A 14,222-nucleotide genomic window follows, 5' to 3' on the forward strand; every position below is an offset into this window, starting at 1 on the left:
GTCATGAAACAACGACCACCCCGGCTGGCGAGAGCTTGAGCACTCCCACGTCTAGGGCCCGTTGCAGCGAAGCTTCCAGCCGCGCCCCGATAGCCTGAGTCACTCGTTTGCCGCCCAAGAGCGCCAGAGCTTCCCGTTTGATCTCCTCACGCTCAACGCCGCCAGTCTGTTCGGCAACGATCACCATGGCGTTGCCGATCTCGATAAGCGAGACCTCGTCAAGAACACGCGTGACACCGGATTTGGGCTGCCGTAGCAGCTTCCACGATGCGGGTTCGACATCCACCGGCCAGTAGAACTCGGCATCGTCCTTGCGGCGATATTCCGCTGGCACAATGCGCTGAATCGCACGACGGCGGTCGTCATTGACGCGGCCAAGCCCGAACGCACCGGCTACGAGCTTGGCCAGCCGGTCTCGGTGGATCGGTGCTTCCGCATCGACGATCTCGCGGATCACCCTAGTCACCTGGTCTTTCGCCCACGCGTTACCGAGCTCGTCGAGGCTGCTCTTATCTCCGGCAACTCGCGGAGTCCAGCCACTGAATACTCGGATGTTCGGATGCTGTTTGCGCTTTGGCGGCGTAGCAGGAGCAGCGGCGGATTTGAGAGACGGAATCGACGACATACTCTCGGGCACGTCGACCGGCTTCACCACGACGGGTGCGGCCGGCTCCACAACCGGCTCAGCCAACCGTTGCTTGGCATCGCTGACGGCCGTCCGCAACCGAGCGACGGTCTCGTCGCGATGATGCAGCCACTCGGGCATCCACACCCGTTCGACGCCTGGCCAGTGCATTAAGTTCCCCAGCACGTCGACGGGCAGTCCGTCGCGGTCGGCAACGGTCTTGCGCCGCGACCAACCGATACCGTCCAACAGAACTGCAACCAGCGGCTGGTCGGGTTCGTCCGGGTCGGAGATCGCTAAATCGACTCGGAAATCGGACAATCCAACATCGGTCGCCACCACGAAGCCCTCACGGCGCAGCGCCTCGGCAATGTCGTCGCGATGCCGGTCGATGACGGGCTGTCGTCGGCCGCCTTCGGTGATGGTCTCCACACCGCGCGCCGCCATCTCCAGGTAGGCCTTGAGATGTTTGGTTCCGATCTGAGTGGTCTCTTCGGCCCGAAGGTCTCCGGGATCGTAGCTCGCATAGAGCACCACCTCGCAGCGGGCTCGCGTGACGGCGACATTGAGTCGGCGTTCCCCGCCTGGTCGCGATAGCGGACCGAAGTTCAGCGGCAGCACACCGTTGTCCTTCTTGGAGAACGCTACTGAGAACAAGATGGTGTCGCGTTCGTCGCCCTGGACGTTCTCTAGGTTCTTAACGAACAGCCCGTCCGGCTCGTCGAGTGCCTGCACCAGTCGTTCATTGCCGGCATCCCGCAACAAGTTCTCGATGAGGTCACGTTGCGGGGCGTTGAAGGTGATGACACCCAAGGAGGGAGCGCGCTCGGGCGATGCGGCGAACCGCTGACGGATGTCCTCGACGATCCGTTCGGCCTCAACCCGGTTGGTCCGCAGTGTCTTTCCCTTACCGGAACGCTCGAAGTGGCCGTCCACTCGCACCAGCGATATGCCGTGTCCATGATCACCGGCATGAGGCGCCGGGAATGAGGCCAGCTGACCGCCGTAGTAGTGCGCATTGCTGAAGGCAATCAGCGCCTCGTCCTGGCTGCGGTAGTGCCAGGACAGCCATTGCTGCGGTACCAGCGCTTGCACACACTCGGTGAGGATCGATTCCTCGTCCAGCACCACATCGGGGTTGTAGTCCTCGTCCTCGTCGAACGTGGCGTTGGTCTCGGCAAAGCTTGTGGGCGGCATCTGCTTGCTGTCACCCACCACCACAACGGATTTGGCTCGTCCCATCGCGCCGATCGCGTCGGCCACCCGGATCTGCGATGCCTCGTCAAACACAACGATGTCGAAGATGTCGGGACGGGCCGGGAAGAAGCGCGCCACAGAGTCGGGGCTCATCAGTGTGCATGGCAGGATCTGGGTGATCAGCTCGCCGTAGTTCTCCATCAATGTGCGCACACTCATGCCGCCGCGCTTGCGGTCCAGCTGCCGTCGCAGTCCGCCAACCTGGCCGCTCTCAGCGGCGGCGTCGAACTTGCGGCTTTGCAGCAGCGCGGCCGGGATCGACCGATGCAGTTCCGTGCGGATGGCGCTGGCACTCGTAGCGAATCTCTGCACCGTCTTGTTGTGTGCAGCCACGTCGAAATCGCCGAGGGCACTGGCTTCGAGCCGCTCTTTGACCGAGGCAATGGCAGCACCGTGCTCGAACGCCAACATCGCATCTTCTGCCGGGACAGTGCCCTTGAGAATCTCGACACGAACCGAGTCCATCCCAATGTGGCGCAACGGCTCGATGTGGGTCACCAAATCGATCCACCGCTCGATCGAGGCCGGTGTTTCCACCTTTCGGTCGGCGCGAGTTACCCACCACTGTTCGAGGAATGATCCTTCGCCGGCCCAGATTCGCTGTTGCGTTTCCGATGTGCCGGTTATTGTGCCCAGCTGTTCCCATGCCGACGCCAGCCGCTGCAGCGGTTGCTGCAACGCTCCTTGCTCAGTGTCGGTGTAGAACTTCCGCATGGCGGCGATCCGCGGGTCAGTGGGCTTCCCCGACAGGATGTTTCCCACTCGCCGTACCGCGGCCACCGTCGCGGTCAACCGGGCCGCGTCGTCGGCGACGAGTGGATTCCACGGTCCATCGAAGACCGGGACAGGCAGTTCGGCTACCCTGCGCCGCAGCTCCGTGACCACGCGGTGAGTAGCCTCCACGTCGGCGGTCAGTTTCGACAGTGTTTTGAGCTTCACAGTGGACGCGTCCACGGCCAGGACGTCAGTAAGCCGTTCGAGCACCGCGCGTCGCCGCTTTTTGCGTCCGAAGAAGCCCGATTCGTCTGCCTCGGCGGCTGCCTGGTGGATGGCCGGAATGTCGAGTTCCATGGCCGCGGGAGTGAAGGTGTTCAGCCATTCGAGTTGTGCCGCAGTAATTTCAGCGCACTGACTCTCGACGGCATCGAGCTCGGCCTTGCCAGCTCCTGCATGCAGGGCGTCGACCGCTTCCAGTCGGAAGCGTGGTTCTGCCGTGGCTCGCGCCCATGCGTCGATCGCGCTGGCGCTTTCCGCTCGGGCAAGCTGTTCCCACTCAATACCGCTCTGGACCTCAGCCAGAGCTGCATCGAATTCCACAGCGGCGGCGTGAATTTTCGCCGCAACATCGAGACCGTTGGGCGGCACCGAGTCGATGAACCCACATGCGTGCTCGCGGCGTGGCCGCGCCAGGTCCGTCTTCTCCGGCAGACCGCGCATGACCTGTGCCACGGTGTCGAAGGTCTCCGGCCCGCCGGAGGCAACCAGCGTCTTCGGCACGTCCAGGGGCGTCACATCGGGGTCGGCGGCCAGCTCCCGTGACCGTGCCGCGTACAGCGAATGGCCGACGGAGTTTTCTTCGTGGAGACGTTCGGCGTAGCGGGCCAGGGTTCGCCGGCTGGCTTCCACAGCCTGCAGCTTGGTCCGCAGTAGATCTTGGTCGTGGGAGACCCGCAGCTCGAGGGCTTGCTTGATCTGGGCGCGGACGGCGGCTGGGCGGGCCGACTTGTCGTGCAAATCCAGGGAAAGCTCCCCCAGCCCAACACTTTCCAGACGCTTTTTGACGACGTCGAGAGCGGCCCGCTTCTCGGCAACGAACAGAACCCGCCGCCCAGCCGCCATGGCGTGAGCCAACAGGTTGGTGATGGTCTGCGACTTACCGGTTCCCGGTGGTCCTTCCAGCACGAACGTGCGTCCGCCGACAGCGTCGGCCACCGCCCGCAGCTGCGAGGAGTCAGCCGGTACGGGTACCGAGGCGCTGAGCTCGTCGAGGTCGGCACCGGATGACTCGGTTACTGGGTCGACGAACTGGTTCTTCGGCGTCTCGATGAGGTGTTTGACCAGGCTGTTGCGAGAAAGCTGTTGCCAGGAGTCGTCGAGGTCCTTCCACAATGGGAACTTCGCAAACTGCAGGATCGACAGGTGGACGCTGTCCTCCACCCGGAAACTCAGACCAGCCTCGACGATGGCCCGTCGCACCGCTGCGAACGTCCCAGCCAAGTCGATTCCGGAGGCGTCTTCATCCGGATTGGCTAGCGCGGGGACCTCCAAACCCAATGCGGTCCGGAGCTTTTCGACGAGGCAGTAGTTGGGCGTCGAAGCGCCGGCTTCATCGATGGTCAGCACGTAACTCTGACCTCGGTTGGAAGTCTTCAGTGCTACAGGGATCAGGATCAGCGGGGAGCGCAGGTCGCGGTCGTTGAGGCGCCAGCTGAGCATGCCGAAAGCCAGGTACAGGTTGTTAGCACCGGTTTCCTCGACGATGGTCTTGGCTTTGTAGGCCAGGTGTCGCAGCTTGGTCTGATACGACGCGTCCGTGACGTCGATGTAGGCGCTGTGCTTGTCGGCGAGCAGGAGTTCGCGATCCTGTTCGGTCAGGTCGCGTCCGAAGTGGATGCCTCGCGCGCTGTCCACGCTCTTCACCGCATCTGATGGCAGCAGGGTGATGTTGTCTCCGGCGTTGATCGCATCTTCGAACCGCGCCAGGGCCGGGCCCGGAACCTCGATGCGGAAGCCTGCCCGATCGGTGAAGTTGATCAGGCGGTTGCGCAGGCTCAGATCCAGCAGCGCGTTTTTCCACTGGGTGATGCGCGCTGGGATATCGGGAGTCTCCGCCGCGGGTTTGGTATCGGTGGCGACGTACGGAGCGATGGTTGGGCCCGCGGCCGCCTCATACATCGTGACAACCACATTGCCGTCGGCGTCCACCGCACGACTGGGCAGCGGGTAGATCCGGGCACTTCTGGCTTGGCGGATGTCAGTGACGCCGATGATGTCGTCGATGCCGTCGGCCAGGTATCGGACGCGCGGCGACTGTCGGGCCTCGTCGAAAGATCTGAGGTCGGCGGATTGCGTGACCATCGTGGTCTCGATCAGGCCGATGGCACCGAGGTCAACCAGGTTGACCGCATCGATGACTTCGGTGGTCGACACCGTGCCCAATGCCGAGTCCGCGCGCCAGTAGCCGAGGAAAGCATGGCCACGTAGCACCCAGATGGTGGAGTTGATCCCGGCCTGCTCCAGGATGGCCGCCATGGTCAGCGTGGTGTCGAGGCACGTGCCCAGCCGGCCGTCAAGCACCTCGGCGGGGGTGCGCACCTTTTGACCGTTGTCGCCCCAGCTCGCCGGTGGCTCTGCGTAGCGGATGTCCTTGGCGCGCATGGCTTCGAATACCGCCTGCGCGATGGCGTCTACCCGCTCCGGGTTCTCGCTCTGGTAGCCGTCGATTGCGGAATTGCCGGTCGATCCGAGCAGCCGGTCGGAGACGTCGGTCAAGATCGCCTCGACGGCATTCGAGTTGGGCTGGACGTAGGCGGCGAGCATCTCGAGCGCCAGCTGCGGCGGTGAGGCCTTCCATTGCTTGGCGGCCAGGATGTTGACCGGTTTGGCGGCTTCGCTGATGACTCCGCCAGCTGCATCGCGTAGCACAACACGAATGTCGCCGGGGCGTTGCTCGTCGACGGCGAGCATGGACTTTGGGTCCAGCTGAAGGTCGACGTCACGCAGGATGGTCGGGCGGCTCGGGGCCAGGTCGACGTGGATTTCTCGCGGGCCGCCGTGCGATCCCTCGGCGCTGACGACATCGATCTCGACGATGCCGCCGAACAGGTCACCGCCGGTGTTGTCGATGGTGATGTGGTCGATCACCGGAATGCGGCAATGGGCCATCGCGTAGCTCAGGTCCGGGATAGCGGCGATGTCGATGCGGGGCGTGCCGAGCGTTGGGGGTGGCGGCGGTGCTGTCGGTTTGGGTGGCGTGACTACCGGCTCGGACTGCGCCTCCGGGCGGGTCTTCGCCTCCAGCGGTGAGACGGTGGCCTTCAGGTCCGCGAGTTGCTCCGCCTGCTCCGTGACACCGATCGTGCGAAGCAGCAGCTCGGCCGAGTCGATGGCGCGATACGCCTCGGCGGCGCTGAACTGCCCGGTGTGGGCCCACTTGTTGCGGACTTCGCGCAGTTCCTTGGCGTAGATCTCCGCTTGTCGCGGCATGTTGCGAGTAAACGGGTAGCCGGCATCGCCGAGTCGCTCGGTCATGGCACGCAGCATCAGAGCCAGGTCGGTGCTGCGGTACTCCCCACCACCCCGGCCGTTGCCGGCGTCCTTCTTGCGAAGCAATTCGGCCCAGTCACCGCCGGCCGGGGCCAGCAGCGCGAGGACCTTCGTTACGAATGGCGACAGGCCCCGAGCAAGCATCGGCAGCGCCTGTCCGACAAGTGAATGATGGTCAACAGGGTCCATGACTCACACCCCCACTTCATGGTCTGGTGCCCACCATGCAGCGCTGTACAGCTCAGAACAATGGGACGTGCGTACGAGATATTTAACGGATATGAAAGCATGCGGCGGGACGGCGTGGTAGACGTTTGACGATCGAGGTTTACAACGGCTACGCGAGGGAGGTCCCGTGTTGCTGGAGTCTGCGCTCGGCAACTCATCCAAGTCACCGTCGCCACAGGCACTCCTTGGTCATGGCAAGGCTTGTCTTGTGCAAGATTGGACGTCATCCGGCTCCTCCAGGCTGATCAAATACAGGCGAATGCGAGCCGACCAGAATGACAGAGTCCACCGACATAGTGGTGGCGGAGCGCCTCCAAGCTCCACTCTTCCGAAGACGTAAAGACCAGAAGAACTGCTCAACCGATGACTGACAGCCCTGAAGCAATTGCGGACACGACCCCGATATTCGGGTATCACCCTGATGCGGATCGCACTGACGTACCGCTCAACCGCAGCGCTTTCCGCCGCGCCCTTGTCATGGACAAGCCGATACACGGCCTCATTGACCGGGTCGGGCAATGTCGCGTCCATTGGAACTCAGGGGTCGAGCTTCCCGAGGGTATCTACTGGTTCGAAGGTATCGAGGCGCCCCTTCTGATGCAGATCTTCATCGGCGCGCCGCCCGGGGACGCGACCGTAGCACCGCTCGGGGCACTCAACGACGACCACCCACTAAGGAGCGCGTGGGACTGGGCGGAACACCTATGGAACAGTGCTACGCCGGTCCCGACGCCGGAATTTGCAATCAACGACCTGGCTGTCACGTACCCGGGTGACGTCGATGTCACGATCCGCGACCGCAGATTCTTCCGCAACGAGTGGTCATACTCAGTCGTAACCGAGGGTCGCCGCAAAGAAGTCACCGAATCCAAGTTGAGGCCACAACCTGAGGTCGATGGACCCGCTGCCTGGGTCACGATGGAACCCACACCTGCGAGCCGGTTCGGCGCAACGCTCACTCGCGCGAAGTTGCACGGCAAGTTCACCAACACGTTGTTCTCCTTCCGAGCGACCCGGACCACCTTTCGCCCATACCAATTCAAACCTGTTCTCAAGTTGCTGCAGACCGGGAAGGCCCGCTTGCTGATCGCAGACGAAGTCGGCCTTGGCAAGACGATCGAAGCCGGACTCATCTGGACAGAGTTGGAAGCCCGCCAGGAAGCGAACCGCGTGCTGGTTGTCTGCCCATCCAGCTTGTTGAGTAAGTGGAAGTACGAGATGGCCGACCGGTTTGAATTCGAGCTGACCGAGCTCGACACCAAGGCGCTCACGGACTTCCTCGAGAAGCACCGGCAAAACCGCCTCCCGGCACGGCAAGCCTATATCTGCAGCCTGGAGCGACTTCGAAGTTGGAAGGGGCTCGAGGAGCTCAAAGAATTTCCCCCGGAATTCGACCTGGTGATTGTTGACGAAGCCCATTCGATGCGGAACTCCGATACTAAGAGCTACACATTGGGGACCGAACTCGCGGATTGGGCCGATAACCTGGTGTTTCTTACTGCAACGCCGATCAATCTTCACCAACAGGACTTGCTGAACCTTCTGGAACTGCTCGCACCCGAGGACTACGGAGACCTGGGAGATCTCGAGCTGCGACTGGAGCCGAATCAAATTACGAACTCGGTCGCTATGAAGCTCGGCGAAAAGGGCGTGCGCGGTCGCGATCTACTCAAGGAACTCAACAAGCTATCAACGACGAGACTCGGCAACGCGCTGATGCAACGGCCGGACTTTGCACTCCTCCGACGGATCCTCGACACCAACAGCCTCACACCGCGCAACATCGTTGACGCCAAAAGACACCTATCTGACCTGAACACCCTGTCGACTGTCATCACCCGCACAAAAAAGGTTGAGGTCGACGACCAGAAGGCTAAGAGAAAAGAGGACCGGCAACCTGTCTACTGGACTGACGTCGAGGAAGCCTTCTACGCCGAATACCTCGCGTGGTGCCAAGCACGTGCTGCCGCCACAGGGATGCCTCTCTACTTCGCGATGCAGATGCCACTGCGCTTGGCAAGCGCTTGCTTGCCAATGGCGCGTCAGGCCGTATTAGATCCGGTTGCATTCGGGGACATCACTGACGCTGATTCAGACGCGTCCGCTATTCGTATCGAGCCGCATGCTGACCTGATCGCAGCGGCACGGGCACTGCCGGAGCATGTGGATACGAAGTTTGACAACTTGCGCGCAGTGCTCGCCACTCTTCATACCGGACGACGCCGAGCGCTAATCTTCACGTTTTCGGTTCCCACCCTTTCCTACCTCAGGGGTCGGCTGAGCGAGGACTACCGGATCGCAGTCATGCACGGTGGCGTGAAGCGCGACGTCCGCCTCAAGGTCATGGCCGATTTTCGCGCTGGAGCCTACGATTTTGTGCTTGCTAATCGAGTAGCGAGCGAGGGCCTTGATTTCGAATTCTGTTCGGCTGTAATAAACTACGACCTTCCGTGGAATCCGATGGAAATCGAGCAGCGGATCGGCCGGATCGACCGGATAGGGCAGCAGGAAGAAACGATCCTGGTGGTCAACTTCGTTAATGAAAGCACAATCGACGAACGAATCCTCAGTCGGCTACTTGACCGTATCGACATCTTTGAGTCCTCAATCGGCGCTCTTGAGCCGATTATCGCTGCGAACGCACCGAGAATCCTCCAAGCAGGATTTGACTTCACGTTGACTCAGGAGGAACGCGACCAAAAGGTCCACGAAATGCTGACCGCACTGGAAGAGCAGCGGGCTGGAGTCGAAGACATCACTGATGCCTCGACCTCGCTATTAGTGAGCAACGACGTGGACGTGGCGGGCTTGGAGAGCGATCTTGTTCGAACCGGTCAGTACATCGGTCAGCGGGAACTCGCACTGCTGCTTGACGACTGGGCACGCACAGACGGGGCGTTCGGGGTCACGTTCCTCCCTGATGGTGCAACGATCGAGCTCCGCGGCAACCCCACAATGGCTGCACGGGTGGACGAGCTTACGAAGACCAGCCAACGTACTCGCGCCGAAACGAGCTCGATATCCGCCGCCTTGCGCAATGAGCTCCCGATTTCGCTTGCCTTGAACCAGGAATTTGCAAGGACCAGTGGTGGAACTCTCTTGACTGCCACGAGCCCCCTCGCGATGGCGGCGACAGCCGTGCCCGGGCACCGTCAAGCACGGTTCGCTTCCTTGAAGATCGCAACATCCGAAAATGTCGTACCCGGCCTTTACATTGTCGTGTTAGCCACGGCCACGTCAGCCTCGCAAGGCGGCGATGAAATTTGGGGGTGCGCAGTGACGGAACTAGGAAGGGATGCTGGCGAGGCACCGGTGGATGCGTTGCTCGCGGCCCTTGCCACCGGCGGTTTGACCGATACGCCGCTGCCAGAGATCCCGCGTCTCGAGCGCCTCACCGAGCGTGCACTTGATCAACTCCGCATCCGCCACGCCGATGAGCAAGCCAAGCGGGATTCGGAGTTTGAGGCGCTGCAAGACGCCAAGCTCATCAGCCTCGAGGCCCAGCATCAGCGCAGGAAGATCGCCATTGAGAACCGCATCGCGACTGCGCGCAGTAGAGGTCGACGAGAACAAAGCATCGACCTCTTTCGCAGACAACTTGAGCGCGCGGAGGAACGCTACTCAGCCCTACACGCCGAGATCACCTCACAAGCACAACCTGAGATTCAGCTAGAACCGCTAGCCGCATGTGTCGTAGAAATTATCGTCACTGAGAGCGCGAAGTGAAAAAGGATCAAGCTAAAGCGTTGGAGTTGGCGGACGAGCAGACTGCGCAGAAGCAGTACCGAAAAATACTCCGCGAAGAAGCTGCCAAGCCGGTCGTGTACAGCGGTCCGGCCAATGGCCTGTGGACAGGTACCGGCGTTCCGAAGCCGCGGTCAGTTGTCAACGGCGACTTATTGGGACGCGTGGCCCTCGCACGGCCCGACCAGGATCTGCTCGACGGCGGATCGGACTTCTACATTGGCGAAATCCACGCAAAGCTCAACGGAATCAACGTGTTCAGCTGGGTAACCCCCATCGCTTCAACCTTCTTTCGAGGTTCTGGCGAACACTACCTATGCGACGAGGTCACCGTTGTACGAGCACTGGTTTCACGCGCCGGGCAGATTGTCGACTTTGTCGACGAGACCGTGCGTCCCGATGCACCTGCAAACCCATTCCGCAAGCGCGGCCTGTCCATCCCCGCACCACCCAGCCGACCGAATCTGCCTTTGCCCCAATCTGTTCCGGGACCGCGAATTGCACCTCAGTCAGAAGACAGCCAAGCTTCCCGAAACGGGGATCTAGGTTCCTCACGGGAGGATCCAAAGCGCGATATGGCACGACTTCCATCGTTACGCGTCGAAAAGCTTTTGAGAGATCAGCTTCAAGCACCGCGCACCAAAAGCCTCGCACCAGTGTTAGCAACCTTGCAGCCGGATCAATACGACCTGATCACCATTCCCGCGATGGACAGCGTGATCATCGAGGGGCAGCCCGGTACTGGAAAGACGATCGTCGCGTCGCATCGCGCCGCCTATCTGGTCAACGATGAAACACCGCCGGAGAACACACTCGACGGCACCGTACTCGTCGTTGGCCCGACGTCCGGCTACTCGAGGCACGTTCAGGAAGTGATCCTTCGGCTTGCCGGTCCGACGGAGCGCATCAAAGTGCTGTCCCTGCCTGAGCTGATAAACAAGATCATAGGAATCAAACGCGCGCCGCGGTCCCACCGGACCCGCACCTGGCATGATGCGGACTGGCATCTCGCCAAGTTGGCGCGCTCGGCTCTGGTCAAGATCAAGCACGCCAAGGGCTTAACGCCGAAACCAGAAGATATATATGAACACCTCCGCACGAAATCCGGAAGTGTCACCTCTGACCCCGAATGGTCGCGATACTTGCGCAATCTTCCGCCCTATCAAGCGGCGCTGCTGGATGAACGCCACGCTCCGCTGATTGCTTTCATTAAGTGGGAGGTGCTCGGCCCGCGCGAGTTGTCCGGCGTTGAACATGTCATCGTCGATGAAGCACAGGATGTCACTCCACTGGAGTGGTTGCTACTAGACGAAATCAACGAGGCAGATGCGTGGACTATCCTCGGAGACCTAAATCAACGCCGGTCGGATCACACCCTCAACGACTGGTCACGTGTCTTAGATGTCATCGCCATCGAAGAAAACACTCCGATCAGGCGCATGGAACGGGGATACCGATCGACCCGACCCATCCTCGAATTCGCCAATCGGCTCCTCCCACGTAGTCAGCGAACGATCAACGCGCTACAGGAAGTGGGGCCACCGCCGAAGGTACAGAAGGTGTCCTCCAAAGAGCTGGCGAATCAGGCAGCTTCAGAACTCGAACGCCTGGCAAATGCTTACCCATCCGGAACGGTGGCTGCGATCGCAGTTACCCCACCACTGGTTGCCCGGGCACTTCGAAAACGCGGCTGGACCAACTCGCCGTTCGATGAGACGGTCTGGCAGAAAAATCGAGGCGAGGTAACTGTCCTTACTTTCGATGAAGCCCGCGGCCTAGAGTTCGACGGGGTGGTCGTCGTGGAACCTGCAGACTTCCCGCTTAACATCGGACGCCACGGCCCCCTCTACACCGCCCTTACGCGCGCGAACCGTGAACTCGCAGTGGTGTATTCGAGTGCACTTCCCAATGAACTGCGGAGATAGCCCGCCCCGCCTCGCGCCGACGTGCTCGCAACCACCATAAGCGGAGGTCAGGACGCGCCTGCATTGCGACCTACCGAGGTGCCGGTGGTTGAACTACGTCGCCGGCGTCAGCCTGCGTGATACCGAACGACGCGAGCTTGGGCGGTCTCCGCGGCACCACGCGGATCAGCCAGCCGCTCACCGAGGGTCTTGACGGCAAGGTCGGGCGGCAGTGCTACCGAGAACTTCAGCCCAGAGATGGCTTCATCATCGACGCGCGGAACAGCCGCAGGGTCTGCAGCCTTGACGTCATCTCCGTCGACCCCATCTGGTAGAAGGACACTCTCGTTTTCGATGCCGCTCGCGTAGATGTCCAGACCCGACAACAGCGTCGCGTTCGCCTTCAACCCAGCCCATGTCCACAAGCGCGCACCTCCCGAACCCCGCGGATGCATCACCAGGCCGCTGACGCTGACCTCCGCAGCGCGTTCTTCACGGAGGCGCCGCATCGCCGCCGGAACGCGCTTGGACAACTCGACCTCAGGCACCGCCCCAAGCAGTACTTCTCGCTTCGCCTGGCAGATCTCGAACGATTGCGTTACCGCACCGGACGGCCATTTCACATCACCTTTGGTTGAGATCTCCTCGACCCATACAGTGAAGCGCTCCCAATCAACGTGTTGCACATGCCAGCCTCGGCCCGCGAGAACGAGTGGGTGCTGCTCGCGATCCTTCCCGGCCGGGATGGCAAGCGGCGAAACGAATCCGATCTCCCTAATGCCTGCCATTACCCGCAACTCGAGATCGGCAACGAAGGTAGAGAGGAGGTCCATGAAGTGACGCTGCCCGAACTCTTTCTCCGCACGCGGGCCGATCATTAACAACCCTGAATCCTCAACGAGGAACTCCTGCTCGCGCAGGTAAGCGAGTACCTCCGCACCGTCCGCCATGAGCGGAAGGTCTCCCCACCACCGCCGCCAGTCCGATGCGCCGAACGCCCCCTCTTGAAGCGCCAGCGCAAGAAGCTGTTGGGCAGCAAGGTGACGTGGATGTGGTGGGGCGACTACCTTCTCGACGAATCCGCGCTTCCAGAGAAGTAGCACGGCAGCTGCGTCGAGTAGTCCGTCGAGGCTGGTGGCGAGGAACAAAGTATTGCGGCTCGTGCCCGGTCGCCGGCCGGTACGGCCGAGTCGTTGTAGGAACGACGAAACGGTGCGCGGTGCGTCGATCTGGATGACGTGATCGAGGTCGCCGATGTCGATACCAAGCTCAAGGGTCGAAGTCGCAACAATGACCGTGTCTTTGGCCTCAGCGAAAGCACGCTCACTCTGCCGCCTCTCGTCAACCGAGAGCGACGAGTGGGACACAAACGTCTGGACGCCGCGCTCGCGTAAGAGGAAGGCGAGTTCCTCAGCGGAACGCCGTGATTCGGCGAACACCAGTCGCTTGTCCCCCCGATGAAGCCGCGAAATGACCGTGGCGGCGTTGTCCATGCTTCCGACATAGTCAATGGTCACCTCGGGGCTGACCATCGGCGATGAGTCCTCACGCACCACAGCGACCGACGTGCGACCCTCTGTCGAACCTTGCATCCATGCGCCAACTACTTCTGGGTTACCGATGGTTGCGGAAAGCCCCACTCGCTGAATCCTGTGCCCAGCTATTCGCTCCACCCGCTCCAGCACGGCGAGTAAGTGCCACCCTCGATCGGATCCAGCGAACGCATGAAGCTCGTCGATCACGACGGCTCGGACGGAACCGAAGAAGCGCTCATGATCGACTCGCCTCGACACCAGCATGGCCTCAATGGATTCTGGGGTCGTCAGCAGAATGTCTGGCCTCTCGCCCAGCATGTGCCGACGTTCAGACTGCCCAATGTCGCCATGCCACAACCCCGCGCTTCGGCCTAACCAGGAGCAGTAGGCACTTACGCGCGGGTGAATGTTGTTCAGAAGAGCGCGAAGTGGCGTGACATAGAGGATGGTCGTACCTGACCAGTTGCCCTCGATCATCTCAGAGAGCAAAGGAAAAACGGCAGCTTCGGTCTTGCCACCGGCGGTCGGTGCGACAAGGACGCAGTCCGATCCCGCCCTCACCAGATCGACCGATGCTGCTTGCAGTGGTCTCAGCCCTGTCCAGCCCAGCGAGTTGACTATGTGATATTCGATCGCCGGGTCGAGGCCAGTGAACGCCGACAT

4 protein-coding genes are annotated in these 14,222 nt (G+C 61.4%); 2 read left to right on the forward strand and 2 right to left on the reverse strand.

Going from position 1 to position 14,222, the window contains the following annotated elements:
• Position 1 precedes the first annotated feature (1 nt).
• On the reverse strand, positions 2–6,337 hold the full coding sequence (locus tag K6L26_RS26055; protein ID WP_221852013.1) for an anti-phage protein ProA: 6,336 nt from the start codon (positions 6,335–6,337) through the stop codon (positions 2–4).
• 402 nt (positions 6,338–6,739) lie between these two features.
• On the opposite strand from K6L26_RS26055, the gene K6L26_RS26060 reads away from it, so the two are divergent.
• Entirely contained in the window at positions 6,740–10,102 is a 3,363-nt protein-coding gene (locus tag K6L26_RS26060) for a helicase-related protein (RefSeq protein WP_221852015.1), read from the forward strand.
• Positions 10,099–12,045: an AAA family ATPase gene (locus tag K6L26_RS26065; RefSeq protein WP_221852017.1), complete on the forward strand. Its 1,947-nt coding sequence runs from the start codon at positions 10,099–10,101 to the stop codon at positions 12,043–12,045. The genes K6L26_RS26060 and K6L26_RS26065 overlap by 4 nt, the downstream gene beginning before the upstream one ends.
• Positions 12,046–12,152: 107 nt before the next feature.
• Here the strand turns inward: K6L26_RS26065 and K6L26_RS26070 are convergent, their stop codons facing one another.
• A complete protein-coding gene (locus K6L26_RS26070; protein WP_221852019.1) occupies positions 12,153–14,222 on the reverse strand; it encodes a DEAD/DEAH box helicase in 2,070 nt (689 codons plus the stop codon).

Source organism: Mycobacterium farcinogenes, from assembly GCF_019739075.1.
GTDB lineage: Bacteria > Actinomycetota > Actinomycetes > Mycobacteriales > Mycobacteriaceae > Mycobacterium > Mycobacterium senegalense.

What these genes read in the sequence shown, in the direction of transcription:
- K6L26_RS26055 (WP_221852013.1), bottom strand. Translation starts at nt 6,337, where the DNA reads ATGGACCCTGTTGACCATCATTCACTTGTCGGACAGGCGCTGCCGATG.
- K6L26_RS26070 (WP_221852019.1), bottom strand. Translation starts at nt 14,222, where the DNA reads ATGTCGGCGTTCACTGGCCTCGACCCGGCGATCGAATATCACATAGTC.
- K6L26_RS26060 (WP_221852015.1), top strand. Translation starts at nt 6,740, where the DNA reads ATGACTGACAGCCCTGAAGCAATTGCGGACACGACCCCGATATTCGGG.